Here is a 23,775-nt window from a genome sequence, read left to right on the forward strand (position 1 = left end):
CGCGCCTGGAAAAAGGCGAGCCCCGGCGCTTCGAGAAGGGCGAGATCATGCCGACCCTGAATGTTCAGCATCGTCTTTGCCGCTTCTTGCTCGCCGACCGAATGACCGTCAAAGAGGAAAACATCGAATGGAGATTGTTCGGTGAAGCCTGAGTATTTACTGATCTATATATTGGCCGCGGCCTTGATCGGCTGTGACACTTCCTCAGCCAATCGACCGGAGACGGCCAGTGGTCAAGTGCATTGAATCGAGACAAACCCCGCCTGTCCGGCCGCTCGGCTGATAGCCATGAGGGGGCGCCATTGCGGTCTCAAATCTCAGGCAAAAAAAATCCCAGGCAGCTGATGGACGCCCGGGATTTAAAAATGCATAAACCGTGGTGGTGAACGCGGCGCGGATATTACGGAATATTTCGGCCTGTAACAAGATATTTTTATTCACTATCCGGTTACTAATCCTTCTAACCCCTTCAATATCCACATATTTTTTAAGGGAGAACTACAAGAACCAACGATACTCCCGCGCGCTGATGTCATGCAGAAATGCCAGATGATCCTGACGCTTGTTTTCGCAATAGACGTCCACGAACTCTGCCCCCAAGCCTTCGCGCAGCGATGCATGATTTTGCATGGACTGCACGGCTTCAAGCATTTCCAGCGGAAAATCGATGCCACTGCCGCGGTCTTCGTTGAGCGGTGCAATCGGCTCGCGCTCCCCTTCCAGACCCTGTTCCAGCCCCACCAGAATCGCCGCCAACGCCAGATAGGGGTTGGCATCGGCGCCCGCCAGGCGATGTTCGATGCGCAGATTCTTGATGTCCGACTCCGGAATACGCAAGCAGGCATCGCGATCCTCGAAGCCCCAACTGGCGCGGGACGCGACGTTCACCGTGCCGCTCAAGCGGCGCATGGCGTTGTGGTTCGGGGCAAAGATCGGCATGCAGTGCGGCAACACATCCAGGCAACCGGCCACCGCATGGCGCAGCGCCCGCTGGCCGTTCGCCGCCAGCAGGTTGTTGCCGGCCTGGTCATACAGGCTGACATGCACGTGCATGCCGCTACCGGGGTGCTGCAAGTAGGGTTTGGCCATGAAGCTGGCGCGGTAGTTGTGCTTGAGCGCCACGCCCCGGGTGCTGCGACAGAACAGGGCAGCCCAGTCGGCGGCGCGCAGGCCGTCATCGCAATGGCCGAAGTTGATTTCGAACTGGCCCGGGCCGAGTTCGGCGGTGATCACCGTGGCATCGACGCCTTGGGCTCGCGCGGTCTCGACCATTTCATCGAGCACCGGGGCGAAGCGCGACAGGCGTTCGATGTGCATGTTCGGCTGATCGTCGGCATCGCCACTCAGCTCATCACGGGGAAATTGCGGCAAGCCGTCCTTCAAGCGACTGTCGAACAGGTAGAACTCCAGTTCGAAGGCCACCACCGGGAAAATGCCCTTGCGCTTGAGCCGCTCCAGCACCCGCGCCAGCACTTCGCGGGGTTCGAATTCGATGGGTTTTTCGGTGCCGTCGGAGGTGATCAGCATCTGGCCCAAGGGCTGCTTTTCCCAGCTCACCAACTTCAAGGTGCCAGGCACCAAACGGCGCAGTGCATCCGGGTCACCATCGTTGAAGCAGTAATCGCCGATCTTGAACAGTCCGCCCTGGGTGCCGAGCAGCACGCAGTTCTGCGGCAGCTTCAGGGCACTGCCGGCAGCGACTTTTTCCAGCATCTCGATCGGGTAGCGCTTGCCGTAGAAATGCCCCGGAATGTCCAGGGATATCAGGTCGACGTAACGCACTTCGGGGTTGCAGTGGCGGAAGTTGCGAACCTCGGCCAGCAGTTCAGAGCACACAGCATCCATCGTTTTGGTCCTTGTTGTTATCAGGTGTAAACCCAAAGCACGCGGGTCAGTTGGTCGGACAGGTTGCCGTAGCGGCAGTGCGCATGGCTGGCCAGTTGAAAGCTGTCACCGGGATGCAGGGTCACCGGTTCGTTGTCGTCGAGCCACAGGGTCAGTTGCCCTTCCAGGACATAACCGCCCTGCTCCGAGCTGTCCTTCATGTGCCGGTCGCCGCTGCTGGCGCCGGCTTCGAGCTGGCTTTCGAGCATCGAAAAGGACGCGCGCATCTTTGGCGAAACGAGGATGTCGGTGATGCCGTCGGCGTAGTACAGCGTGCGGCGTTCGTCCGGGCGGGTGACCCAGGACAAGGCCATGGGTTTGGGCAGACTGTAGAAATAGGTGGTCGGCACCCCCAGGGTTTCGCTGATGGCGGTCAGGTCCGCCACGGTCGGGCGCGACAGGCCACGCTCGACCTGGGATAGAAACCCCACGGAACGACCGATTTTGTCCGCCAGTTCCTTGAGGGTGTATTTCTTGTGCTTGCGCAGGTCCTGGATCAGGATCGCCAGCGCCGAGATTTCTTCTTGCATGTCCATCTAGAGGCTTCCAGAAAGTGTCGCTTCAAATGCTGTCGCGCAGTCGATACCAGGCCTTGCCGATGGCTTCCAGTGGCGCGGCCAGGTATTTGCCGCCGGGAAAACTGCCGTTGTTCAGGCCCTGGTACAGGGACAATTCGTCGGGCTGGCCGAGTACCGCGTCGGACACCGCCCGCGCCGCGGCGAGTGTCGGCAGCACGCCATGCCCGGAATACCCCTGCATCCAGTACAGATCGCCACGCCGGCCGATATCCGGCGTGCGCTTGAGGGTCAGGTCGATGTGGCCGCCCCAGGCAAACTCCAGATCGACGCCGGTGAGTTGCGGGAACACGCGCTCCAGGAACGGCCGGGTCGCGGCGGCGATGTCCTTGGGCATGCCGCCCAGGTAAGTGCAACCACCGCCGAACAGCAGGCGGTTATCCGGGGTGCGACGGAAATAATCGAGTACGAACTGGTTGTCGGTCACGCACACGTTGCTTGGCAGCAGCGCGGTGGCTTGCTCCTTGGAGAGCGGCGCGGTCGCGACTTGATAGGTCCCGACCGGCAACACGCAACTGGCCAGTTGCGGATCGAGTCGATCGAGGTAAGCGTTGCACGCCAGCACCAGCACATCGGCGCGAATACGACCACGCTCGGTGGTCACCACAAACCCGTCGCCCTCCTCGCCATAGCTCAGCGCCTTGCTTAGCTCATGGATGCGGCCACCGGCACGCTCGATCGCATCGGCCAGGCCCAGGGCCAGTTTCAGCGGATTCAAATGCCCGCCTTCGGGATCGAACAGGCCGGCCTGATAACGCTCGCTGGCAACCCACCGGGGCAATTCGCTGCGCTCGATAAATTGCAGTTTGTCGTGGCCCCACTTGTGGCTGGCCTCGTGTTGCCATTCGGTCAGCAGGCCTACCCGACGGGGCATTACCGAGGTCCACAGATGACCGGCGCGGTAGTCGCAATCGAACTCATGGCGGCCAGGCAAGTCACGCAGTTCCCGCGCGGCCCAGCGCATGCCGTCCCACAGGCGCCGCGCCCGTTCGTAACCCAGCGCCGCTTCCAGCGGTGGCATGTCGCACGACCAGCCGAGGATCGCCTGCCCGCCATTACGCCCGGACGCGGCCCAGGCCACCCGGCTGGCTTCGAGCAAGGTCACGCGCTTGCCGGCCAGCGCCAGGCGCAAAGCCGTGTGCAATCCACTGAAGCCGGCCCCGATGATCAGCACTTCGGTGTCTTGCTCACCTTCCAGTGCGGCTCGATCGACCAGACGATCGGCGCAGGTATGGGCGTAGTAACTGGCGACATGCCGGGTAGATTGCTGAAACATACGGCCTCGTGAAATTTTGTATTTTTAATTTCATGAAAAAATACACGGTAAATTTCACACAGGCAAATGGCACGCAAAAAAAAACCGGATGCACGCCAGGCATCCGGTTTTTTCTCAATTGAGTCGAAAAACGGTCGGTGACCGATTTTCACCCTCCCGCGCTTACAAACAGTCGCGCACGATTTTGCGCAGGTCGCCTGACTTGGCCCAAGGTGGCCCCTGATAGAGCGAAACCCGGCTGCCGTCCTTGTATTTCACGATATCCAGCACTTCGTCGGCCGTGATCACGCTGGGCGCCGTGATGCGGTATCCATTGGATATCGAAACCTGAGTGGTATTCGATACTTCCTTTTTCCAGGCAGGCAACACACACGCCGCATACTCTTTTGGCGTTTTTTCGCTCTGCTTGCTGACATTTGGCTCGCCCGGTACCAGCGACGCCGGCAACGAACACCCGGCCAGTAATGCCAGCGCGACCCCTCCCATCAACATCCGCATGCTGCTTCCTTTAATTCGAAAAAAGAAAATGTAGCTCGCCATCGTCCCTACAGCCATCCCCAACGATTCGGCGACTTTCATTGATATCACTTTGCCCGTTTAGTTCCTTGCTTTCAGATAAAGCAGGAAAGCGTACTGTCATGTTCACGCTTATTTCCCCGACCAAAGGAAACCCCGCTCAATCAGACGAACATAACATCCGGCCCGGTAAACAGGTCTAAAATTCCTGAATGAAGCATTCAGGAGGTCATTATGTGGCTTAACGAATCGGAACAGGAACTTCGGCGCGATCTACAGGGGCTTGCGTCAGATTTGCGCTGGTCGGCCGTGGAGCTGTTGCGCATCGAGCAGCAATTGCGCCTGCTTGGCAATGACATCGACGCGCAAGCCGTTCAGAAGCTGTGCGCCTTGTTTCAGGGCGATGAAGCAAAACTGTCCGGCTACGCCGAGGAAGTGAAAGCCAAGGTTATTAGCCGCAACAAGGCTCAATAGCGGGAGCGCTGCCATGAACAGGCCTCTAATTACGCTGGTCGTCGTACTGACCGCGTTGGCAGGCTGCAGCACCAACTCGATCTACCAGGACCAGCCTCTGGTCGCGAAAGTCGACACCGGCATGACCCAGGAGCAAGTCCGTCAAATCGGCGGCCAGCCCCTGACGGTCAGCGACCGTACCGCCGAACCCGGCACGTGCTTTGACTACAGGCTGACTCAGTCCGGCCATCAACAAGCGTTCAATGTCAGCTTCGACGGCCGGGGCATGGTCGACCACAAGAGTTTCATGACCTGCGCGCAATGGAGCAATACGCAGCTTAAGGCCCGGGAGCCCTCCCGCGCCGGTGGAGGTGGTGGCTACTAGCGTCGTAGCATCATGAAAAAGCCCCGGAGAACCGGGGCTTCTGGCCTGATTTCATTTTGTCTGATGGCTGCCCGCAGGCTTGCCAGTACGCGCCCTGTAGCCGGGCAACGAAGCGGCAAACGCCAGTGCTTCTTCTCGACTGGCAAACGAGCCCAGTCGGTCGCCCTGGGTGCACACCCGCCAGGGGCCGTGGTTCACACTGAGTACGTCGTAACCGTTCATGTGCATTTTGTTCAGCATCGGAACACTCATAGTCACCTCCTTTTGGGCAGTGATATCAGGTTGACTTGCTAACCTTACACCCACCCTTGTCCAAAATACCGACCAGCCGTCGCCATGGAAATTCCTTCTTTCGGTTGCACTTTTCGTCGCGTCGGCCGCTCAAATTACCCAGATAGCAGCACAATCGCGGCCCTGGCCCGAATGCTGCATTTGCATGCCTTTTCCATGACAACGGACATCGGGTAATCCATGAAAGTACGCGCAACGATCATCTGCGAGCAGGACAGGCATGTACTGCTGGTACGCAAGCGTGGAGGACGCTGGACGTTGCCCGGCGGCAAGCTTGAACGGGGTGAAAGCGCCGCCGATGCCGCTGTTCGCGAGCTGCGGGAGGAAACCGGCTTGCGGGTCGACGAGTTGGTGTACGTGCTGGAGCTGGAATCGGACGACACCCGACATCACGTATTCGAGGTGTCGGTACTGAACCTTGAGCAACTGCGGCCGCTGAACGAAATCACCGATTGCATCTGGCACCCTCTGGATGCGGTCCACAACCTGAACATCAGCGACACCATGCGCAGTATTGTCGGCACCTTTGTGCGCCGCCTGTAGGCCCTAGCCTTTGGCCAACGCCGTCGCGGCCCTGTCGATCAACGCCGCCACTTCGGCGGGCATCGAAGCCAATGATGCGTGGCTGGCATGCAAGGTCAGAATCTCCCGGGCGTTGAGCCGCGCCGCCATCCATTGCTGGTTCTGAGGCGCGATCATCCGGTCTGCGGTCGAAACCTGATACCACGATGGCTTGTTCTTCCAGGCCACCGTGCCAATGGTGTCGCCAAAGGTGCTCGCCAGCGGTGCTTTCTGGGTGAGGCCCATGACCAACCCTTCGGTCGCCGGCAGGTCCTGGCAGAAGCTCTCGTGGTAGAGCTCGGGCTTGACCCACAGGTAACCGTCGCTATCCGGGGTCAGGTTTGCCGCTGCCGCAGGCGGGTGCCGTTGCGTGATGCCACCGGGACTTTCGCCAGCGTCCGGGGCGAACGCGGCGATGTACACCAACCCGACCACGTTCGGCAAATCACCCGCTTCAGTGATGACCGCGCCGCCATAGGAATGCCCCACCAGCAGCACCGGACCGGGCACCTGGGCAACCATCTTGCGCGTGCGCTCGGCATCCTCGGCCAGGGACGTCAGCGGTAACTCGACGGCACGAATGTGCGTGTCACCCCGGCTGAGCAACTTGACGATGACCTTGTTCCAGTGGGCGGCACCGCCCCAGAAACCATGGACCAGCACGATCGTGGGTTTGTCACTCATCACCATGACTCCGTTCGCCGAAGGGGTTGTTCGCCGCTCGCCTCAGCCCTGATCGCCACCGCCCACGGGCATGACCATGCCGGTGATATAGGACGCATCGTCGCTGGCCAGAAACAGAATAGCCCCCGCTTGCTCATCCAGGGTGCCGTAGCGTTTCATCAGACTGCTGTCGAGGGTCTGGTCGACGATCTGCTGGTACCAGAGTTTTTCCTGCTCACTCTGCTCGGCACCGTTGCGGGGTATGCGTCGCGGCGGCGCTTCGGTGCCGCCCGGCGCCGTGGCATTGACCCGCACGCCGCGACCGGCGGTTTCGAACGCCAGACAAGCGGTCAAGGCATTGACCCCACCCTTTGCCGCACCGTAGGGCACACGGTTGAGGCTACGGGTGGCGATGGAGGATACGTTGACGATCGCACCACTGCCCTGCTCCAGCATGAACGGCAGCGCGGCATGGCAACACCACAAGGTCGGGAACAGTGAACGACGAACCTCGGCCTCGATCTGCGACGCTTCATAGTGCTCGAACGGCTTGGCCCAGATCGTCCCGCCGACGTTATTGACCAGCACATCGAGGCGACCGAAGCGCTCGACAGCGGTTTGCATCACCCGACTGCATTCCTCGTATTGCTCGAGGTCGGCGGTCAGGGCCAGTACCTGGGTGGTTGACGCCAACTGCTGCTGGGCTTCGAACACCAGGTCGGAGCGATCCACCAGGATCAGCTTCGCCCCTTCGGCGGCCATGCGCTCGGCCACCCGCCGCCCGATGCCTTGGGCGGCGCCGGTGATCAGGGCGACTTTTTCGTGGAATCTGTTCATGTGTACCTCATCGGTCAATGACGATGTATCGGTCGAAACACAAGCCCGCTCCCACATTGGGTCTTTACCGACACCGGGAGTTCGTGTGCGACTCACGCCGCGCTGGCAGCAAACTTTTCGTAGTAGAAGTTGGCCGGCGCGATGCCCTGTTCGCGAATGAACTGGCTGACCGCCTCGACCATCGGCGGCGGGCCGCACAGGTAGACGTCGACGTCGCCATCGTTCAGGTGCTTCGGCTCGATGTGCTGGGTCACATAGCCCTTGAGCGGGTGTTGGCTCTCGGGGCTGGCGACGCAGGCGCTGAAGGTGAAGTTGGGGATGCGCGCGGCAAAGGCTTCGAGGCGGTCGATTTCCACCAGGTCGAAATCGTGGGTCACGCCGTAGATCAAATGCAGCGGGTGATCGCTGCCCTGCTCGGCGATCTTTTCCAGCATCGCGGTGAACGGCGCCAGCCCGGTGCCACCGGCCAGCAGCAACAGCGGCCGACGGATGTCGCGCAGGTAGAAGCTGCCCAAGGGACCGGCCAGGCTCATGCAGTCGCCGGCCTTGGCCATGCCGGTCAGGAAGCTGCTCATCAGGCCGCCGGGCACGTTGCGAATCAGGAAGCTGACCTCGCCATCGCGCTGCAACGAGCTGAACGAATAGGCACGAGTCTGCTCGCTACCAGGAATCCCCAGGTTCACATATTGCCCTGGCAGGAACGCCAGCTTGCTCAGGGCTTCGCCCTTGATCGACAGCGCGATGGTGCTGTCGGACAGCTGGCGCACGGCGCTGATGGTGGCGTCGTAGCTGGCCTGACGGGTGCGGCAGACCTCGGAGGACGTCGGCACCCGCACCACGCAATCGCTCTGCGCACGCATCTGGCAAGTCAGGACAAACCCCTGCGCGGCCTCTTCCGGGCTGAGGGCGTCGTCGATGTACTCCTCGCCCAGATCGTATTGACCGGCTTCGGCAAAACACTTGCAGGTGCCGCAAGCGCCGTCGCGGCAGTCCAGCGGGATGTTGATGCCCTGGCGGTACGCGGCATCGGCCACGGTTTCGCCGACGTTGGCGTCGATGAACCGGGTGACGCCGTCTTCAAAGTTGAACGCAATGGAATGGGTCATGACGGCAGTCTCACAAGTGATAAACATCGATGACCTGGCGAACGTAGTCGTTCTTCAGGATCACTTTCTTGGCCAAGATCCGCAGGTTCTCACCGCGCACATCGAGGGTGTAGAAACTGCTGCCGAAATAGCTGTCGACGGTCTTGTAGCGAAAACTCAAGGTGTGCCAGTTGAAGCGCACCTTGCACACGCCGTCGGCCTGTTCGAGCAGCTCGATGTTGCTGATGTTGTGGGAGGTGCGGGTGTCCGGCACGCTGGCGCTGGAGCGCTCGGTCTTGATGCGGAAGATGCGGTCTTCCAGGCCGGTGCGGTTGCCGTACCAGATCAGCGAGATTTCCCGTTGTGGGTCTTCGGTCAACTCATCGTTGTCGTCCCAGGACGGCATCCAGTACGTCGCGTCGGGGGCGTACATTTCCAGCCATTCGTCCCACTGGCGGTCATCGAGGTAGCGTGCTTCTCGGTAGAGAAAGTCGCGCACGGCATCAAAGGAAATACTCATTGCACGTCCTCCACGGCGATCAGTTTCGACTGCTCGGCCGCCAGGGCCTTGAGCATGGTCTGCTGCCAGTATTTGTGTTGCAGCACGAACAGGCCCTCGTCTTCGGTGCGCACGCCACTGAGCAGCGGATGCAGGTCAATCTCTTTCGCGGCCTCGTCAGCGCCTTCGATCCAGTGCTCGGCACCCCGGGACATGTCGTTCCAGGTGGTGACGCTGCCCTGGTAGCTGGTCTGGCAGGAGCGGAATTCCTCCAGGTCGTCCGGCGTGGCCATGCCGCTGACGTTGAAGAAATCTTCGTACTGGCGAATCCGGCTGGAACGGGCGTGGTCGCTCTCGCCTTTGGGGGCGATGCAGTAGATGGTGATTTCCGTGCGGTTGACCGAGATCGGCCGGGCGATGCGGATCTGCGAGCTGAACTGGTCCATCAGGTACACGTTCGGGTACAGGCACAGGTTGCGCGAATTCTCGATCATCCAGTCGGCGCGGGCCTTGCCGAAGTCTTGCGCCAGTTCATCGCGGCGCTCGTACAGCGGACGGTCCTCGGGGTTGGCCCAACGGGTCCAGAGCAGCATGTGGCCCTTGTCGAAGGAATAGAAACCACCGCCCTGCTTGGCCCAGCTGCCGGCGCTCATGGTCGGATTGCTGTCGCCGGCCTCGCGCTGCTTGCGCTGGTTCTGGGTGGCCGCGTAGTTCCAGTGCACGGAGCTGACGTGGTAGCCGTCGGCGCCATTCTCGGCGGTGAGCTTCCAGTTGCCTTCGTAGATGTAGCTGGAGGAACCGCGCAGCACTTCCAGGCCATCGGCGGACTGGTCGACGATCATGTCGATGATCTTCGCCGATTCGCCCAGGTGCTCGACCAGCGGCAAAACATCAGCCTTGAGACTGCCAAACAGGAAACCGCGATAGGACTCGAAACGCGCGACGCGGGTCAGGTCGTGGGAGCCTTCGCAGTTGAAGCTCGACGGGTAACCGGCGTTGGCCGGATCCTTGACCTTGAGCAGCTTGCCGGAGTTGTTGAAGGTCCAGCCGTGGAACGGGCAGGTGTAGGAGCTCTTGTTGCCGGACTTGTGCCGGCACAAGGTCGCGCCACGGTGGCTGCAGGCGTTGATGAAAGCGTTGAGCACACCGTCCTTGTTGCGCGCGATGAAGACCGACTGGCGCCCCATGGTGGTGGTGTAGAAGTCGTTGATGTTGGGGATCTGGCTTTCGTGGGCCAGGTACAGCCAGTTGCCCTCGAAGATGTGTTCCATCTCCAGATCGAACAACCGGGGATCGGTGAACATCTCGCGTTTGCAGCGATAGAGGCCCTGCTCGGGATCGTCTTCAAGCAGGGAATGCACGTATTCGGGTCGCAGGGTCATGGCCGCCGCCTCCATTGTTATTGTTCAGGCAGGGGTCATGCTAGGACGGGGAGGCAGGCTGGAATATCCGCGGGGTGCAGACCTTTATCCGTTTTGTGCAGATAAGCCCGTAGGAGCTGCCCAAGGCTGCGATCCGTTGATCTTGTCTTAAAAAACAAAATCAAAAGATCGCAGCCTTCGGCAGCTCCTACAGGGAATATTGATTCAGTGACGGCGCTTGAGGGTATCGGACGGCAATTCGCCGAACTGCTTGCGGTAGCTGTCGGAGAACCGCCCCAAGTGCAGGAAGCCGTAGTCCATCGCCACTTCGGTGACGTTGCGCACGTTGCAGGTCGGGTCGCTCAGGCAGGCGTTGATGCGTTCCAGGCGTTTCTGGCGCAGGTAGTTTTTCGGCGTAAGGCCGGCATTGCGCTCGAACAGGCCATACAGCGAGCGCAGGCTCATGTGCGCCTGGCGCGCCAGCTCTTCGCTGTCGATGTCCTGCTTGAGGTTATTGGCGATGTAATCGGCAATCGCTTCGAACGTGGCCGTCTGCGAGCCCAGTTCCAGGCGAGAGACATTGGTTTTCATCAGGCTGAGCATCTTGCTGACGATGATCTGCGTGTAATGCTCCTGCACCCTGGGGATCTGCTCGGTGGACTCGGCCTCTTGGCAAATCATCCCCAACAGGTTGACGAAACCTTCCAGTTCATTGAGCTGATAACGGTTTTCCAGAAACCGCACGCCCTGCCCCGGATAGCGCCAGCGCTGCTCATCGCAGACCGATTCAAACAAACGGGTCGGGACCTTGAGGATGAATTTTTCGCAATCGTCGGAGTACGTCAGGTCCACCGGATCGTCGGGATTGATCAGCAGCAACTCGCCGGGGGCGAAGTAATGCTCCTGGCCGTGGCCGCGCCACAGGCAATTGCCGCGCAGCAGCACTTGCAGGTGATAAATGCTGTCCAGCGCACCGGACGTCACGCGCACACTGGCACCGTAGCTGATGCGGCACAGGTCGAGGCTGGCGAACTTGCGATGATCGAGACTGGCCAGCGGGCTGCCGGCGCGAGGCATGAGAATGCAGTGGTTACCGACATGCTGATTGACGTAGCCCGACACCGCGTACGGGTCGGCATGGTCGAATACTCTGCTGCGCTGACTCAACAGTTGAGCTTGCATCATCGGGTCACTCTCATTGTTGTTATAGGTTGCGTCGGGGCATTCTAGAACAGTGCGTCAGTCCCTTGAGGTTTTCCAGACAGTTAACCAAAACCCCTTGTGGGAGCGGGCTTGCTCGCGAAGGGGGCGTCCGATTCAACATCAACGTTGACTGACACTCCGCTTTCGCGAGCAAGCTGCTCCCACATGGATTTGCGATTAATCCTCGAGTGCGCGAACCCGCTCGTGGCGCTGCTGTTCTTCAGGCTGGGCCGAGGACTGCAGGGTGAAATCGAATTCTATTTCGGCAAAGCGCCCGCTCACACCGTGGGCCGCCGCACGCTGCTGATCATCGCTGAAGGTGATCTTGGCGATCAGCTCATCACGGGTGGCGTAGGCGAAATCGTCATGCAGATACTTCTCGCCATCCAGGTTGATCTGGGTGGTCAGGTGGCGATGATCCGGCGCGGAAATGAAGAAGTGTACGTGCGCCGGGCGCTGGCCATGACGGCCCAGTTGATCGAGCAGTTGCTGGGTCGGACCGTCCGGTGGGCAGCCGTAGCCCGACGGCACGATGCTGCGAAAACGGTAGCGGCCTTCGGCGTCGGTAACGATGCGGCGACGCAGGTTGAATTCCGACTGCGTGGTATCGAAGTACGAGTAGGTACCGCCTGTGTTGGCGTGCCAGACGTCTACCACGGCGCCGGCCAAAGGTTCGCCAGCGGTGTTGAATACGCGGCCTTGCATGAACAGGGTCACACCCGGATCGACGCCGTCATCCAGACGTGCTTCGCCTTCCGACAGCGGCGCGCCCGCCACGTACAGTGGACCTTCGATGGTACGCGGCGTGCCGCCGGACTTGCCGGCCTGCTCGTCTTCGGCGTCCATCAGCAGGTCGAGGTAGTGCTCCAGACCGAGACCGGCCACCACCAGCCCGGCTTCCTGGCGCGCGCCCAGCACGTTGAGGTAGTTGACGGCTTTCCAGAACTCTTCCGGGGTCACCGCCAGGTCTTCGATGATGTTCACCGAATCACGCAGGATGCGGTAGACCAGTGCCTTGGTCCGTGGGTCGCCGGCGTCGTTGAGCAGGCCGCTGGCCTCTTCGAGAAATTTCTGGACTTCGGCAGTGTGGGAAATCTTGACGTTCATTCTGGGTTCCTCATCTTGTAATTATTAGCGTAGCGCGCTGAACAGGCTGGGCTCAGCGGTCATCGTCACGGATGGAAGAAGGATGCCGGCACATCGCATCGATCTCGATGGCCATGTACGGAAACAGGGGCAATTGCATCAGCAGGTCATGCAGTTCCTGAACGCTGTCGACATCGAACACGCTGTAGTTGGCGTAGTGTCCGGCGATGCGCCACAGGTGGCGCCACTTGCCCTGCTCTTGCAGACGCTGGGCCAGGGCTTTTTCGTCAGCCTTGAGTTTGGCTGCCGCTTCGGGATTCATGTCGACCGGCAGGTTCACGGTCATTTTTACGTGGAACAGCATAATGCTCTCCTCAGGCTTGATGAATGGTCTTGTCGCGGCGGAAGAACGCCAGGCGCTCTTCATCCAGGCTCAGGCCCAGACCCGGGGTGTTCGGCACGTGCAGTTCAAAATCGCGATACACCAGCGGTTCGCTGAGAATGTCTTCGGTCAGCAACAGCGGGCCGAACAGTTCGGTGTCCCACGCCAGTTTGTTCAGGGTGACGAAGGCATGAGCCGAGGCCATGGTGCCCAGGCCGCCTTCAAGCATGGTGCCGCCATACAGGGCGATGCCGGCCGCTTCGGCGATCGAGGCGGTGCGCAATACGGCACGGGGGCCACCATTCTTGGCGATCTTCAGGGCGAACACCGAAGCCGCGCCTTCGCGGGCCAGATTGAACGCATCTTCCACGCATTCGATGGATTCGTCGGCCATGATCGGCGCCGGGCTCATGGCGTTGAGGCGAGCCATGCCGGCGCGGTTGTTGCGCGAGATCGGTTGTTCGATCAGGTCGATGCCGTTGGTGCCGAGAATCCGGCAGGCCCGCAGCGCGACCGCTTCGTCCCAGGCCTGATTGACGTCAACCCGCACACTGGCGCGGTCACCCAAGGCTTTCTTGATGGCGATGACGTGGGCCAGGTCGCGGTTGACCTCACCGGCACCGATCTTCAGTTTGAAGATGCGGTGGCGACGCAGGTCGAGCATTTTTTCCGCTTCGGCGATGTCTTTTTCGGTGTCGCCGCTGGCCAGTGTCCAGGCCACCGGCAGTGCATCACGAACACGGCCGCCGAGCAATTCGCTGACCGGCAGACCGAGGCGTTTGCCCAAGGCATCGAGCAGTGCGGTTTCGATACCGGATTTGGCGAAGGTGTTGCCGCGAATGCTGCGCTCCAGGCGCAACATGGCCGCGTTGACGTTGTTGCTGTCCTGGCCGATCAACAGCGGTGCGAAATGCGTGTCGATGTTGGTCTTGATGCTGTCCGGGCTTTCATTGCCGTAGGCCAGGCCACCGATGGTGGTGGATTCGCCGATGCCTTCGATGCCGTCGGCGCAACGCACGCGGATGATCACCAGGGTCTGGTTCTGCATGGTGTGCATCGCCAGCTTGTGTGGGCGGATGGTCGGCAGATCGACGATGATCGTCTCGATCGACTCAATGGCTGTTGCAAGCATTTCGATACCCGTCAGGTTCTTGAAGTTCTGGAATCGATTCTCGTACGGCTTTTTTCCTGAAGCCAATATAGAATTGGTCTGACTTGATACCTTAAAGGTATGCAACTGATTGGCTGGAGGCTCCATGGAACTGCGGCACCTACGTTACTTCCAGGTATTGGCTCAAACCCTCAACTTCACCCGCGCGGCCGAGTTGCTGCACATCGCCCAGCCGCCCTTGAGCCGGCAGATCCAGCAGCTGGAGGACGAACTGGGGGTGATGCTGCTCGAGCGCGGCCGGCCGCTGAAGCTGACCGACGCCGGGCGGTTTTTCCATGAACACTCCACCGCCCTGCTCGAACAACTGAACAAGGTCTGCGACAACACACGCCGCATCGGGTTGGGTGAGAAAACCTGGCTGGGTATCGGTTTTGCGCCGTCGACACTGTATGGCGTGCTGCCGGAACTGATCCGGCGGTTACGCAGTGGAGAACCGCTGGAACTGGAGCTGGGGCTTTCGGAAATGACCACCCTGCAACAGGTGCAGGCGTTGAAGGCCGGGCGCATCGACATCGGTTTCGGCCGGATCCGTATCGACGACCCGGCCATCATCCAGACCGTGCTCACCGAGGACCGCCTGGTCGCCGCCCTGCCCGCCGGTCATCCATTACTTGCAGGGCCCATCAGCCTGCGGGATCTGGCCAGGGAACCCTTTGTGCTGTACCCCGGCAATCCACGGCCGAGTTACGCCGACCATGTGATTGCCCTGTTCGAATCCTACGGCGTGAGCATCCACGTCGCGCAATGGACCAACGAACTGCAAACGGCGATCGGGCTGGTGGGGGCAGGAATCGGGGTCACGCTGGTACCGGCCTCGGTGCAGTTGCTGCACCGCGACGACATCGGCTTCACCCCGCTGCTGGAGGACAACGCCACCTCGCCGATCATTCTCAGCCGACGGGTGGGCGATGTCTCGCCGGGGTTGAACCATTGTTTGCGGATGATTGATGAGCTGCTACCGCGAAGCTGACAACAATCAGCCGGCAAACGCCCGGCGCCCCGCCTTCATCTCGGTACGCAATTCGCCGACAAAGTCAGAAATGGCGCGCACGCTGGTCAGCTCCGCCGTCGACACGCCGCTGATCAACAGCTCCACTCGCTTGGTGACGGGGTCGCAGACTTCGATGCGCAGCAGTCCGAGATTCTCCGTGCACTCGCACGACAGCGGCTCAAAACCGGACTCTACGATGTTGCAAAGCACTGAAATCGGAAGCATGGCCGGTCCCTCGGGCGACAGTCAATTCGATTGGAGCCGTTTCAGCATAGTTACACTTTGCCGATTTTGCGCCAGTAAATTGCCGTCAATTTTGTTATACCCCTCGCATTTCCGGCCTTTCAGTGGGAATTCCCCCCCCAGATCCAGTTCCAGAACCCCGGCAATTCGACCGGCTGCGAACCGTCGCGCACGGTTCGTGCCATGGCCGCCCGCTGTAGCGCGGCCTGATCGTCGTAAAACGGCTTGTCGGCGGTTTTCACCCCGGTCTCCCGGGCGCTGTCGAGCAGAATCTGCAGGTACTCACGGGTATGCCGGGCGGTATAGCGGTTGAGGTCGTGGAAGGTCACCACCACCGGAATCACGCCATCGACCACCGGCAACTCACCGCGGGCAATGCGTTCGCGAACTTCGGACATCGAACGCAGCATGTGCGACCGGCGCCGGGGGCTGGCATTGAAGCCCCAGATCTTGCCGTCATTGGCGCTCAAATCTGTCAGCAGTACATGCAGGCCATGCTGCTGATAAGCGGCGAAGGTACGCTTGTCGTAGTTCCAGAATGGCGGGCGCAGCAGGGTTGGCCGGGCGCCGGTAATCGCGGCGATGTCGGCGCTGCCATCGGTGAGGGCCTGCTCCAACGCTGGCGGGTCAAGGGAGCGATGATTGGTGTGCCAGGGTGTCGCCGTGTGAAAGCCCAGGATATGACCTTCGGCATGTTCACGACGCATGATGTCCCGGCCCAATTCGCTGCCACCGGCTCGCGGAGCGCGGGTTTGCACGAAGAACACGGCCTTGATGTCCGGCTGCAGCGGATTTCGCGCCAGGCTCTCCAATACCGTGACGGTCGGGTTCCACCAGCTCGATGCACTGGGACCGTCATCGAAGGTCAGCAGAAACCGGATGGGGGGTTGCGCCTGCAAACGCTGTTCGGTCCGGGGAGTCATTTCGATCGGTGCGGCGATACAGCCCAGCAGACCCACTGCCAGGGCACACACCGTTAAACACTTGAACAATGGTTTCATCTTTTGCCTTGGGCCAGACCATCACGGTCGATACTTCAAAGGGCAAGGATCCTTCGATCGCTCATCCGTCGTCGGCCCGCATCGAGACGACGGGTCGAGGTTGGATAGGGTACACAGGGTTTGGTTCCGGTGCTTGCCAGGCCCGTTTCGTCACGAGCTACTAAACTCAAAGCTTCGGTCGGAGCGTCTTAACCGGAGTGTCAGGCCATGTGCGGACGACTGTCGCAATACCGTGGAATCCACGACTTCGTAGCGGTGCTGAGCATCCCCGACGCGCTGATCAATCACGTCGGCAACGAACCCCTGGGGCACTATAACGCCGCCCCCACCACGCAACTCGCCCTGCTGCACCTGGAGAACGAGCGGCTGCACGCTGACGCCGTGCGCTGGGGTTGGCGACCGCATTGGGCAACGGATCGCACGGAGCCGGTCAATGCCCGGGTCGAGAAAGTCGCCCACGGCCCGTACTTCCGGGCGATCTGGCCCCATCGCGCGATCTGCCCGATTGATAACTGGTTCGAATGGGTCGACGCCGGCGACGGCAACAAACAACCGTGGTTGATTCGACGACGCAATCGCGCCCCGGCTTTCTGCGCGGCCATCGGCCAGTACCCCATCGGCGGAGCGCCTCACAGGGAGCACGACGGTTTCGTCATCCTGACGGCCGACAGCGCAGGCGGCCTGCTTGACGTGCATGACCGCCGACCGGTGGTGTTCTCGCCCGAGCTGGCGCGGGAATGGCTGGACCCTGCCACGCCCAAGGAACGAGCCGAGGAAATGGCGTTATCCCAGGGCGAGGTCAGTGATGTGTTCGAGTGGTACAAGGTTGACAGGGCCGTTGGCAATGTCAGGAACCAGGGCGCCGCGCTGATCAAGGAAGTTCCATGAACCTGTCAATAACGACAAAGCCCCGCTCAATGGCGTAAGGCTGCTCACTTAGGAGATAGAGCAAACAATAAGCAACCTGTGGCGAGGGAGCTTGCTCCCGTTGGACTGCGCAGCAGTCCTATTTTTATGGCCGCTTCGCGCCCCAGCGGGAGCAAGCTCCCTCGCCACAGATACAGTGTTCGTCCTTAAGTGAGCAGCATTACGCTCAATGGCGGGGCTTCGTTGTATTCCCGTGCCGGTCAGAACTTGCGATCAGGCTCTGACAGTTCCTTACCGTCGTCAGGATGCTTCCAGTCCGGTATCGAACGCTTCTGTTGCTCAATCTCTTCTTCCGTGGGTTCGTCCTCGTCTTCTTCCAGGTCCGGTTGCTTGGGTTCATTGGCCATGTTCACCTCTCTTCCTGAAGGGATCGGTCATCAACTTAAGCTTAGATCAGTTCCCCTGCCCCGCTCAAAGCCACCAGCGCAGCAAAAAGAAGAAGCCCATGCTCAACAGCATGCTGAGCAATGTGTTACGGGTGTAGAGCACCAGGACGACAGCCACCAGCGAGCTGATCAGGTAGGGATTGTCCCAGTGCAGATTCAGCTGTTTTTCCGGCATGAACACAATCGGCCCGCAGATGGCGGTCAACATGCCCGGTACGGCAAACCCCAGGAACTGCCGGGCATTGCTACTCAAGCGTAGCGGCAGTCGCGGTTCCAGAAAAACATAGCGGTTGAGGAACACCAACACGCCCATTCCGATAATCACTGCCCAGACCATCATATGCGGCCACCGTAGAATTTATTGCAGACAAACCCGGCGGTCATGCCCGCCAGTCCCGACAGCACCAGCGCCGAGCCCCATTGCCAGTAGCTGAACAGCACCGAACAGAACAGCGACACCGCCACACACACCACGGTCGGCACATTGCGCACCACCGGGGTGATCAGGGCGATGAAGGTCGCCGCGATGGAGAAGTCCAGGCCCAGGTGTTCAAGGCCGGGAATACTGCTGCCAAGCACAATGCCCGCCAGGGTGAACAGGTTCCAGGCGATGTAGAACGTCAGGCCCACACCCAGGGCGTACCAGCGGTTGAACTGCTGTTTGTCGTGCTGGCTGGTCAGGGCGAACAACTCATCGGTGAGCAAGAACCCCAGGCCCGCGCGCCAGCGCCCCGGCAAGGGCGAAATGACCGAGCGCATGCTCATTCCGTAGAGCAAATGCTGCGAAGTCAGCAGCAACGTGGTCAGCAGGATCGAAAAGATCCCGGCCCCGCCCTTGAGCATGCCGATGGCCACCAGTTGCGCCGCACCGGCAAACACAATGCTCGACAGGCCCTGGCCTTGCAGGGGCGTGAGGTTGGCTTCGATGGCCATGGAACCGGCCAGCAAACCCCAGGGCGCGGTGGCCAGGGACAACGGCATGATCGCCGCTGCGCCACGCAAAAAGGCACTGCGCGGCATGATTGAGTTGGACATAACATTCTACAGACAGGGAAAGACCCCGGACTGTGCCAGCAGTCGCTGCCGAAGGCTTGAACAATCTTGCTCACTGATACGCGGCGTGCCATTCATCGGCTGCCCGCTTGATTCGCCAAAGTGCTAGCAACATGATGGCCCTGCATTTCCCTCGAGGCAGGCCCTTCATGAGTTCAGTGGAAACCGACAGCGACGTTTATAAAACCCTGCTGGAGTCAACCCGGGCGATTCCCTGGCGCATCGACTGGAAAACCATGACGTTTAGCTACATCGGGCCACAGATCGAAGAGCTGCTGGGCTGGAAGCAGCACAGCTGGGCCTCGGTCAATGACTGGGTCGAGCGCATGCACCCGGATGACCGCGACTACGTGATGGACTTCTGTGTCTCGCAGTCGCGCGCCGGTATCGATCACGAGGCCGACTATCGCGCACTCACCGAAAGCGGCGAGTACGTCTGGATCCGCGATGTGGTGCATGTGGTGCGCAAGGACGGCGAAGTCGAGGCGCTGGTGGGTTTCATGTTCGATATCAGCGAGCGCAAGAAAACCGAAGAGCACCTGATCCGCCTGCAAAAGCAGCTTGAGGAGTACTCCTTCCAGGACGGCCTGACCGGCATCGCCAACCGGCGCATGTTCGACACAGTGCTCGAGCGCGAGTGGAACACGGCCCAGCGCACCGGCTTGCCGTTGTCGGTGATCGTGCTGGATATCGACTACTTCAAGCAGTACAACGACCATTACGGCCACATCAAGGGCGACGAATGCCTGCGCCGCGTCGCGCAAACCTTGTCCCTGGCGGCCAACCGGCCACGGGACTTCATCGCGCGGATCGGCGGTGAAGAATTTGTCTGGCTGCTGCCGGAAACCGATGCCGAGTCTGCGCGGCTGGTGGCGCACAAATGCCTGCACCTGATTCGCCAGCAACAGATCCCCCATGAATTCTCGAACGTGTCGAAGCTGCTGAGTATCAGCCTCGGCGTCGGCACCACCCTGGCGTCGATGCATGCGACGGCCCTGGAATTCGTCGAACAGGTCGATCATCTGCTCTACAAGGCCAAGCACAATGGCCGGATGCGCGCCGAGTACGCTGATTTTCGTGATTGACAAATGGCGCTCCGGCTTTTAAAACTGGGCGCCTCACTCAGGGTGTAAGCAAGTATGTCCGCAACCTTCAATCTCGACTCTTCCGTCATTGGCTTGATTGCCAAGGCGCAAGGTTGCGTTGCGCACGCCCTCAAATCGAAGAAACAGTCGCTCATGTGACCGGGGCGCGCTGTCCCGTCAGATGAGCTGACAGGACATTGAGCGCGACGGACCACCCTCCCCTTGCTTACTCTCCTTCCATGCCCCTGACGGTGACGAAATCGGTCAACCATCAGGAGAAAGTGCATGTCAGCGTTTCAAGGTATCTGGGTTCCACTGGTCACCCCCTTTCACAACGGCGCCATCGATTTCGTCGGCTTGCGCCGGCTGGTCAGCCATCTGCTGGAAAAAGGCGTCGACGGCCTCATCGTTTGTGGCACCACCGGCGAACCGGCGGCGATGGGCAAGCATGAGCAACTGGCCGTGCTCGATGCGGTGCTGGAGCTGGTGCCGGCGCAACAGGTGGTCATGGGCCTGGCCGGTAACAACCTGACCGAGTTGTTGCAGTTCCAGAGCGAGATCCTCAAGCGCCCGGTGGCTGGCCTGCTGGTGCCGGCGCCGTATTACATCCGCCCCTCCCAGGCCGGCCTCGAGGCGTTTTTCCGCACGGTCGCCGATGCCTCCAGCGTTGCGCTGATTCTCTACGACATCCCCTACCGCACCGGCGTGGCCTTCGAACAGGCGACCCTGCTCAACATCGTCGCCCACGAACGGATCGTCGCCATCAAGGATTGCGGCGGCAATTTTTCGAACACCCTCGCCCTGCTCAAAAGCGGCCTTGTCGACGTGCTGTGCGGCGAAGACAACCAGATCTTCAACGCCCTGTGCCTGGGCGCCAAAGGCGCGATTGCCGCGTCGGCGCATGTCCATCCGGAACTGTTCGTGCAGTTGTACCGGCAGATCCGCGACAACCAATTGGCTGAGGGCCGCGCCACGTTTTTCCGTTTGCTGGCGCTGATCAATAGCCTGTTCCTGGAGCCCAACCCGGCCCCGGTGAAAACCGCCCTGGCCCTGCAAGGCTTGATCGGAGACGAACTGCGCGCGCCCATGCAACGCAGCAGTGAATCGATGACCGAGCATTTGAAGGACGTGCTCAGGGCATTGGATCGCGACCATCGATAGAGCGCCGGCCTGCGGCCCGAGTACCATGGAACGATTCGTTCAGCCTTCAGGGGCACCGACATGCTGTACAGAATCGCCGCCGATGGGCTGATGCTGTTCCACTTGCTGTTCATTGTGTTCGTGTTGTTCGGCGGGTTGCTGGTGCTCAAATGGCGCCACCTGATCTGGTGGCATCCGCCCGCTGCGTTGTGGGGTATGGCGGTGGAATTCTTCCACCTGCCCTGCCCGCTGACCGACTGGGAAAACCACATGCGCCATGAAGCCGGGCAAACCGGCTATGGCGGTGGGTTCGTCGAGCATTACATTTGGCCGGTGATTTACCCGGCGGGACTGACCCCCGACATTCAGTTGGGATTGGGCGCCGTGGTGTTGCTGATCAATGTGCTGGTCTATCTTCGATTGATCAAGCGATGGGCCGCCTGAATCTTCAACCACCCGACGGTCGCGTCCTGGGCTGGTGGCTGGTCCAGGGAACGGACCGGTTTGACTGGCGCCCGCCCCTCAGTTGGCAATCACGCTCATGTTGCGCCCACTGGCCTTGGCCACATACAGCGCCTTGTCTGCCGCACCGATCAGGTCTTCGGGGCGGATCTGGGACGCGGCATTGCTGGCACATACGCCGACGCTGACGGTTACGCTGCCTTCCGGGCTGTCACTGTGGGCAATGTCGGCCTGCAGTACCGCGCGGCGGATTTTCTCCGCCACCAGAAATGCCCCCACGTAGTCGGTGCCGGGCAGCACCACGGCAAACTCTTCGCCACCATAGCGGGCGGCCAGGTCACCGGGGCGCTTGATGTTTTCCGTGATGATCGCACTGACCTTGCGCAGACACTCATCACCGACCAGGTGGCCGTAGCGGTCGTTGAAGGGTTTGAAATGATCGACATCAATCATCAGCAAAGCCAATTCGGACTGGTTGCGTCGGGCACGGCCCATTTCGGCATCGATGAAAGCGTCGAGCTGACGACGGTTGGCCAGCCCCGTCAGTGCGTCCTTGAGGGCCAGGCCTTCGAGGTTGCGATTGACCTCCAGCAGCTTGTCCTGGGTGTCCAGCAACTCGACCTGCACCAGGTTCTGCTGCCTCATCAGCTTGATCAGCCGAAACCCCAGTACCCCGATAAAACCCAGCAACAGCGTGACGATGCCGGTGCTGAGCAGCGTCTCCTTGCGCCAGCTGCCGAGCACTTCATCCTTGTTCAACGCGGTAAAAACGATCAGCGGATAACCCTCGACCCGGCGATACCCTATTACCCGCTCGACACCGTCGATGATCGACTTGATCGTGGCCGTACCCGCGTCGCCCTTTGGCAACAACTGGGTGAACAACGGACTTTTGGCGAGGCTGGTGCCGATGTCCGCCTCCTTGAAGGGTCGGCGAATGACAACGCTGGCATTGTCGGCGATCAGGTTGATCACGCCGTTACTGCCCATGTCGATGCTGTCGTAGAGCTGCAGGAAATGGCTGAGGTAGATTGACGCCAGCGCCACCCCGGCAAAGCTGCCGTCGGGATGATTGACCCGGCGCGAAACCGTCACGATCCATTCACCGCTCGAACGGCTCTTGATCGACGGCCCGATGTGCGGCCCCCGGCTGGGGTTATCGCGATGGAAGATGAAGTATTCGCGGTCGGAATTGTTGACACCGGTCTGGCCGGCGCCATTGGAATTGGCGACCCACTGCCCATTTTCGTCGAAAACAAAGACACCATGGAGTTGGCTCAACTCACTGCGCTGGGCGTTGAGCAATAGCGGCAGCCGGGATTTATCCACGCCGTCGTGTTCCAGACGATCGACCAGGGTGAACAGCAGCGTGTCGGCCTGCTTGATCGTGGCCTGCGCTTGCGATGCCAGGGTCTGCGCAAGGTTGGACATCGCCACTTCCTTGTCATGCAGGCGGTACTGGCGAGAGCTCCAGGCTTCCCAGATCACGATAACCACCATCGACAGGCACACCGCCACCAGCAGGATCACCGCCGAGCGGACCTTGAGACGGGGCACGACTGGCCGGAGCATTTCAATATGATCGTGGATCGATGGTTGTCCCATGTTGCTCCCTGAGGGTCTATGACGGGCGAGCCTTCCTGATCGCCGCGTTTGCTTACTATGCCTGATCCAGGCTCGTCATGATGTTAGCCCCTGGCCGGCTTTACCGCCTCCAGCCATGCCGGATCCAGGCGCGTCTGTTCGGTATCGATGCCCAGCGCCTGCATTCGTTCCCTGTGCTGATCCATTTCGCGGAGCAGCTGGCCATGGTCGCTGGAGTTGCCATCGAGCTGATGCATCTGGTTCAACCCCAAATGGTAGAAACGCAACAGCTTCATCGCCACCGGATCACCCTTTTCCACGGCCGCCGTTACATGATGCATGACATTGGTAACGCTCATCAGGCTGCGCTTGAGTTGCCAACTGTAGACCGCCGGCGCCATCCACTCCTGGCGCCAGAACACTTTGCGCATCAACGCCGCCATTGCCAGCACCGCAACAAACACGCCACCAATGTTGAAGCGCAGGTTGTCGCCCCCCGGCGTGCCGAACAGGGCCACCGCCGCCGTGGACAGCACCATCGCCAGTGCCAGAAAGATCAGGGCAATGATGAGCGTGCTACGCCGTGTCTGTTGCCGGTAGGTCTGGGCGTTCATCGGCTGGATTTCGAACATTGCGTCGGGTTTCCTGAGCTTGAAAGGGGTCTGAGGCAAAAAG

The 23,775-nt window shown here is 60.5% G+C and carries 29 protein-coding genes; 8 read left to right on the forward strand and 21 right to left on the reverse strand.

All coding sequences use genetic code 11. The annotated features are described in order from the left end of the window. Positions 1 to 498: 498 nt before the first annotated feature. The 4 genes from ACM6G4_RS10880 to ACM6G4_RS10895 form a co-directional block, all read right to left on the reverse strand. Complete coding sequence (locus ACM6G4_RS10880) at positions 499 to 1,845, reverse strand: glutamine synthetase family protein (protein ID WP_223541496.1); 1,347 nt, start codon at positions 1,843 to 1,845, stop codon at positions 499 to 501. A 20-nt stretch (positions 1,846 to 1,865) separates the two neighbouring features. Next, on the reverse strand, positions 1,866 to 2,420 hold the full coding sequence (locus ACM6G4_RS10885) for a helix-turn-helix domain-containing protein (protein WP_414913651.1): 555 nt from the start codon (positions 2,418 to 2,420) through the stop codon (positions 1,866 to 1,868). 25 nt (positions 2,421 to 2,445) lie between these two features. Next, positions 2,446 to 3,735: an NAD(P)/FAD-dependent oxidoreductase gene (locus tag ACM6G4_RS10890; RefSeq protein WP_056723566.1), complete on the reverse strand. Its 1,290-nt coding sequence runs from the start codon at positions 3,733 to 3,735 to the stop codon at positions 2,446 to 2,448. A 162-nt stretch (positions 3,736 to 3,897) separates the two neighbouring features. After that, positions 3,898 to 4,233, reverse strand: a complete 336-nt coding sequence (locus tag ACM6G4_RS10895) for a hypothetical protein (protein ID WP_056723564.1) — start codon at positions 4,231 to 4,233, stop codon at positions 3,898 to 3,900. Between the two features lie 252 nt (positions 4,234 to 4,485). Here ACM6G4_RS10895 and ACM6G4_RS10900 point away from each other — a divergent pair, with 252 nt between their 5' ends. Further along, positions 4,486 to 4,725 carry a hypothetical protein gene (locus tag ACM6G4_RS10900; RefSeq protein ID WP_046043505.1) on the forward strand — a complete coding sequence of 80 codons (240 nt, stop codon included), beginning with the start codon at positions 4,486 to 4,488 and terminating at the stop codon, positions 4,723 to 4,725. 13 nt (positions 4,726 to 4,738) lie between these two features. Further along, a complete protein-coding gene (osmE, locus tag ACM6G4_RS10905; RefSeq protein WP_414913652.1) occupies positions 4,739 to 5,089 on the forward strand; it encodes an osmotically-inducible lipoprotein OsmE in 351 nt (116 codons plus the stop codon). A gap of 51 nt (positions 5,090 to 5,140) precedes the next feature. On the opposite strand, the gene ACM6G4_RS10910 is transcribed toward osmE, so the two are convergent. After that, complete coding sequence (locus ACM6G4_RS10910) at positions 5,141 to 5,341, reverse strand: SPOR domain-containing protein (protein WP_056723560.1); 201 nt, start codon at positions 5,339 to 5,341, stop codon at positions 5,141 to 5,143. Positions 5,342 to 5,560: 219 nt separating this feature from the next. On the opposite strand from ACM6G4_RS10910, the gene ACM6G4_RS10915 reads away from it, so the two are divergent. Next, a complete protein-coding gene (locus tag ACM6G4_RS10915) occupies positions 5,561 to 5,923 on the forward strand; it encodes an NUDIX hydrolase (protein ID WP_414913653.1) in 363 nt (120 codons plus the stop codon). Positions 5,924 to 5,926: 3 nt separating this feature from the next. On the opposite strand, the gene ACM6G4_RS10920 is transcribed toward ACM6G4_RS10915, so the two are convergent. From ACM6G4_RS10920 to ACM6G4_RS10960, 9 genes are all read right to left on the reverse strand, one after another. After that, positions 5,927 to 6,625: an alpha/beta hydrolase gene (locus ACM6G4_RS10920; RefSeq protein ID WP_223541495.1), complete on the reverse strand. Its 699-nt coding sequence runs from the start codon at positions 6,623 to 6,625 to the stop codon at positions 5,927 to 5,929. Positions 6,626 to 6,667: 42 nt separating this feature from the next. Beyond that, on the reverse strand, positions 6,668 to 7,441 hold the full coding sequence (locus ACM6G4_RS10925; RefSeq protein ID WP_414913654.1) for a 1,6-dihydroxycyclohexa-2,4-diene-1-carboxylate dehydrogenase: 774 nt from the start codon (positions 7,439 to 7,441) through the stop codon (positions 6,668 to 6,670). A 92-nt stretch (positions 7,442 to 7,533) separates the two neighbouring features. Continuing rightward, complete coding sequence (benC, locus tag ACM6G4_RS10930; RefSeq protein WP_414913655.1) at positions 7,534 to 8,547, reverse strand: benzoate 1,2-dioxygenase electron transfer component BenC; 1,014 nt, start codon at positions 8,545 to 8,547, stop codon at positions 7,534 to 7,536. Between the two features lie 10 nt (positions 8,548 to 8,557). After that, the gene (gene benB / locus ACM6G4_RS10935; RefSeq protein ID WP_414913656.1) at positions 8,558 to 9,046 is read right to left on the reverse strand and encodes a benzoate 1,2-dioxygenase small subunit; all 489 of its coding nucleotides are present in this window, start codon (positions 9,044 to 9,046) and stop codon (positions 8,558 to 8,560) included. Next, entirely contained in the window at positions 9,043 to 10,407 is a 1,365-nt protein-coding gene (gene benA / locus ACM6G4_RS10940) for a benzoate 1,2-dioxygenase large subunit (RefSeq protein WP_409079278.1), read from the reverse strand. The genes benB and benA overlap by 4 nt, the downstream gene beginning before the upstream one ends. 204 nt (positions 10,408 to 10,611) lie before the next feature. Next, positions 10,612 to 11,571 carry an AraC family transcriptional regulator gene (locus ACM6G4_RS10945; protein WP_414913657.1) on the reverse strand — a complete coding sequence of 320 codons (960 nt, stop codon included), beginning with the start codon at positions 11,569 to 11,571 and terminating at the stop codon, positions 10,612 to 10,614. A gap of 195 nt (positions 11,572 to 11,766) precedes the next feature. After that, positions 11,767 to 12,696, reverse strand: coding sequence for a catechol 1,2-dioxygenase (gene catA, locus ACM6G4_RS10950; RefSeq protein WP_056723545.1), 930 nt, complete (start codon positions 12,694 to 12,696; stop codon positions 11,767 to 11,769). 52 nt (positions 12,697 to 12,748) lie between these two features. Beyond that, on the reverse strand, positions 12,749 to 13,039 hold the full coding sequence (catC, locus tag ACM6G4_RS10955) for a muconolactone Delta-isomerase (protein ID WP_008053771.1): 291 nt from the start codon (positions 13,037 to 13,039) through the stop codon (positions 12,749 to 12,751). A gap of 10 nt (positions 13,040 to 13,049) precedes the next feature. After that, entirely contained in the window at positions 13,050 to 14,189 is a 1,140-nt protein-coding gene (locus ACM6G4_RS10960; protein WP_056723540.1) for a muconate cycloisomerase family protein, read from the reverse strand. Between the two features lie 124 nt (positions 14,190 to 14,313). Between ACM6G4_RS10960 and ACM6G4_RS10965 the strand changes: the two genes are divergently transcribed. Then, entirely contained in the window at positions 14,314 to 15,198 is an 885-nt protein-coding gene (locus ACM6G4_RS10965; RefSeq protein ID WP_414913658.1) for a LysR family transcriptional regulator, read from the forward strand. Between the two features lie 6 nt (positions 15,199 to 15,204). Here ACM6G4_RS10965 and ACM6G4_RS10970 read toward each other — a convergent pair whose 3' ends face one another. Both ACM6G4_RS10970 and ACM6G4_RS10975 read right to left on the reverse strand, forming a co-directional pair. Next, positions 15,205 to 15,444, reverse strand: a complete 240-nt coding sequence (locus ACM6G4_RS10970; protein ID WP_056723537.1) for a DUF1652 domain-containing protein — start codon at positions 15,442 to 15,444, stop codon at positions 15,205 to 15,207. 119 nt (positions 15,445 to 15,563) lie between these two features. Beyond that, a complete protein-coding gene (locus tag ACM6G4_RS10975; RefSeq protein ID WP_223541492.1) occupies positions 15,564 to 16,463 on the reverse strand; it encodes a polysaccharide deacetylase family protein in 900 nt (299 codons plus the stop codon). Between the two features lie 207 nt (positions 16,464 to 16,670). Between ACM6G4_RS10975 and ACM6G4_RS10980 the strand changes: the two genes are divergently transcribed. Next, positions 16,671 to 17,351, forward strand: coding sequence for an SOS response-associated peptidase family protein (locus ACM6G4_RS10980; protein WP_223541491.1), 681 nt, complete (start codon positions 16,671 to 16,673; stop codon positions 17,349 to 17,351). 239 nt (positions 17,352 to 17,590) lie between these two features. Here the strand turns inward: ACM6G4_RS10980 and ACM6G4_RS10985 are convergent, their stop codons facing one another. From ACM6G4_RS10985 to ACM6G4_RS10995, 3 genes are read right to left on the reverse strand one after another with little or no spacing between them, the layout of a single operon-like run. Continuing rightward, complete coding sequence (locus ACM6G4_RS10985; protein ID WP_414913678.1) at positions 17,591 to 17,743, reverse strand: hypothetical protein; 153 nt, start codon at positions 17,741 to 17,743, stop codon at positions 17,591 to 17,593. Positions 17,744 to 17,801: 58 nt separating this feature from the next. After that, positions 17,802 to 18,113 (reverse strand): AzlD domain-containing protein, encoded by a 312-nt coding sequence (locus tag ACM6G4_RS10990; protein ID WP_162252411.1) that lies wholly within the window; start codon positions 18,111 to 18,113, stop codon positions 17,802 to 17,804. After that, the gene (locus tag ACM6G4_RS10995) at positions 18,113 to 18,811 is read right to left on the reverse strand and encodes an AzlC family ABC transporter permease (protein ID WP_056723529.1); all 699 of its coding nucleotides are present in this window, start codon (positions 18,809 to 18,811) and stop codon (positions 18,113 to 18,115) included. The genes ACM6G4_RS10990 and ACM6G4_RS10995 overlap by 1 nt, the downstream gene beginning before the upstream one ends. Positions 18,812 to 18,978: 167 nt before the next feature. Here ACM6G4_RS10995 and ACM6G4_RS11000 point away from each other — a divergent pair, with 167 nt between their 5' ends. The 3 genes from ACM6G4_RS11000 (at position 18,979) to ACM6G4_RS11010 (ending at position 21,498) form a co-directional block, all read left to right on the forward strand. Beyond that, positions 18,979 to 19,914, forward strand: a complete 936-nt coding sequence (locus tag ACM6G4_RS11000) for a sensor domain-containing diguanylate cyclase (protein WP_056723526.1) — start codon at positions 18,979 to 18,981, stop codon at positions 19,912 to 19,914. A 285-nt stretch (positions 19,915 to 20,199) separates the two neighbouring features. After that, positions 20,200 to 21,075: a 4-hydroxy-tetrahydrodipicolinate synthase gene (dapA, locus tag ACM6G4_RS11005; protein ID WP_414913659.1), complete on the forward strand. Its 876-nt coding sequence runs from the start codon at positions 20,200 to 20,202 to the stop codon at positions 21,073 to 21,075. Positions 21,076 to 21,135: 60 nt separating this feature from the next. Then, positions 21,136 to 21,498 (forward strand): DUF2784 domain-containing protein, encoded by a 363-nt coding sequence (locus ACM6G4_RS11010; protein ID WP_056723522.1) that lies wholly within the window; start codon positions 21,136 to 21,138, stop codon positions 21,496 to 21,498. Positions 21,499 to 21,576: 78 nt separating this feature from the next. Here the strand turns inward: ACM6G4_RS11010 and ACM6G4_RS11015 are convergent, their stop codons facing one another. Continuing rightward, positions 21,577 to 23,121: a sensor domain-containing diguanylate cyclase gene (locus tag ACM6G4_RS11015; RefSeq protein WP_056723521.1), complete on the reverse strand. Its 1,545-nt coding sequence runs from the start codon at positions 23,119 to 23,121 to the stop codon at positions 21,577 to 21,579. An 83-nt stretch (positions 23,122 to 23,204) separates the two neighbouring features. Then, positions 23,205 to 23,732: a DUF3087 domain-containing protein gene (locus ACM6G4_RS11020; protein ID WP_056723518.1), complete on the reverse strand. Its 528-nt coding sequence runs from the start codon at positions 23,730 to 23,732 to the stop codon at positions 23,205 to 23,207. Positions 23,733 to 23,775 lie beyond the last annotated feature (43 nt).

Source organism: Pseudomonas sp. IT-P258, from assembly GCF_949767825.1.
Classification (GTDB): domain Bacteria; phylum Pseudomonadota; class Gammaproteobacteria; order Pseudomonadales; family Pseudomonadaceae; genus Aquipseudomonas; species Aquipseudomonas monachiensis.

Bases quoted from the DNA above. Each gene is read 5' to 3' on its own strand.
- ACM6G4_RS10880 (WP_223541496.1), bottom strand. From the start codon at position 1,845: ATGGATGCTGTGTGCTCTGAACTGCTGGCCGAGGTTCGCAACTTCCGC.
- ACM6G4_RS10885 (WP_414913651.1), bottom strand. From the start codon at position 2,420: ATGGACATGCAAGAAGAAATCTCGGCGCTGGCGATCCTGATCCAGGAC.
- ACM6G4_RS10890 (WP_056723566.1), bottom strand. From the start codon at position 3,735: ATGTTTCAGCAATCTACCCGGCATGTCGCCAGTTACTACGCCCATACC.
- ACM6G4_RS10895 (WP_056723564.1), bottom strand. From the start codon at position 4,233: ATGCGGATGTTGATGGGAGGGGTCGCGCTGGCATTACTGGCCGGGTGT.
- ACM6G4_RS10900 (WP_046043505.1), top strand. From the start codon at position 4,486: ATGTGGCTTAACGAATCGGAACAGGAACTTCGGCGCGATCTACAGGGG.
- osmE (WP_414913652.1), top strand. From the start codon at position 4,739: ATGAACAGGCCTCTAATTACGCTGGTCGTCGTACTGACCGCGTTGGCA.
- ACM6G4_RS10910 (WP_056723560.1), bottom strand. From the start codon at position 5,341: ATGAGTGTTCCGATGCTGAACAAAATGCACATGAACGGTTACGACGTA.
- ACM6G4_RS10915 (WP_414913653.1), top strand. From the start codon at position 5,561: ATGAAAGTACGCGCAACGATCATCTGCGAGCAGGACAGGCATGTACTG.
- ACM6G4_RS10920 (WP_223541495.1), bottom strand. From the start codon at position 6,625: ATGAGTGACAAACCCACGATCGTGCTGGTCCATGGTTTCTGGGGCGGT.
- ACM6G4_RS10925 (WP_414913654.1), bottom strand. From the start codon at position 7,441: ATGAACAGATTCCACGAAAAAGTCGCCCTGATCACCGGCGCCGCCCAA.
- benC (WP_414913655.1), bottom strand. From the start codon at position 8,547: ATGACCCATTCCATTGCGTTCAACTTTGAAGACGGCGTCACCCGGTTC.
- benB (WP_414913656.1), bottom strand. From the start codon at position 9,046: ATGAGTATTTCCTTTGATGCCGTGCGCGACTTTCTCTACCGAGAAGCA.
- benA (WP_409079278.1), bottom strand. From the start codon at position 10,407: ATGACCCTGCGACCCGAATACGTGCATTCCCTGCTTGAAGACGATCCC.
- ACM6G4_RS10945 (WP_414913657.1), bottom strand. From the start codon at position 11,571: ATGATGCAAGCTCAACTGTTGAGTCAGCGCAGCAGAGTATTCGACCAT.
- catA (WP_056723545.1), bottom strand. From the start codon at position 12,696: ATGAACGTCAAGATTTCCCACACTGCCGAAGTCCAGAAATTTCTCGAA.
- catC (WP_008053771.1), bottom strand. From the start codon at position 13,039: ATGCTGTTCCACGTAAAAATGACCGTGAACCTGCCGGTCGACATGAAT.
- ACM6G4_RS10960 (WP_056723540.1), bottom strand. From the start codon at position 14,189: ATGCTTGCAACAGCCATTGAGTCGATCGAGACGATCATCGTCGATCTG.
- ACM6G4_RS10965 (WP_414913658.1), top strand. From the start codon at position 14,314: ATGGAACTGCGGCACCTACGTTACTTCCAGGTATTGGCTCAAACCCTC.
- ACM6G4_RS10970 (WP_056723537.1), bottom strand. From the start codon at position 15,444: ATGCTTCCGATTTCAGTGCTTTGCAACATCGTAGAGTCCGGTTTTGAG.
- ACM6G4_RS10975 (WP_223541492.1), bottom strand. From the start codon at position 16,463: ATGAAACCATTGTTCAAGTGTTTAACGGTGTGTGCCCTGGCAGTGGGT.
- ACM6G4_RS10980 (WP_223541491.1), top strand. From the start codon at position 16,671: ATGTGCGGACGACTGTCGCAATACCGTGGAATCCACGACTTCGTAGCG.
- ACM6G4_RS10990 (WP_162252411.1), bottom strand. From the start codon at position 18,113: ATGGTCTGGGCAGTGATTATCGGAATGGGCGTGTTGGTGTTCCTCAAC.
- ACM6G4_RS10995 (WP_056723529.1), bottom strand. From the start codon at position 18,811: ATGTCCAACTCAATCATGCCGCGCAGTGCCTTTTTGCGTGGCGCAGCG.
- ACM6G4_RS11000 (WP_056723526.1), top strand. From the start codon at position 18,979: ATGAGTTCAGTGGAAACCGACAGCGACGTTTATAAAACCCTGCTGGAG.
- dapA (WP_414913659.1), top strand. From the start codon at position 20,200: ATGTCAGCGTTTCAAGGTATCTGGGTTCCACTGGTCACCCCCTTTCAC.
- ACM6G4_RS11010 (WP_056723522.1), top strand. From the start codon at position 21,136: ATGCTGTACAGAATCGCCGCCGATGGGCTGATGCTGTTCCACTTGCTG.
- ACM6G4_RS11015 (WP_056723521.1), bottom strand. From the start codon at position 23,121: ATGGGACAACCATCGATCCACGATCATATTGAAATGCTCCGGCCAGTC.
- ACM6G4_RS11020 (WP_056723518.1), bottom strand. From the start codon at position 23,732: ATGTTCGAAATCCAGCCGATGAACGCCCAGACCTACCGGCAACAGACA.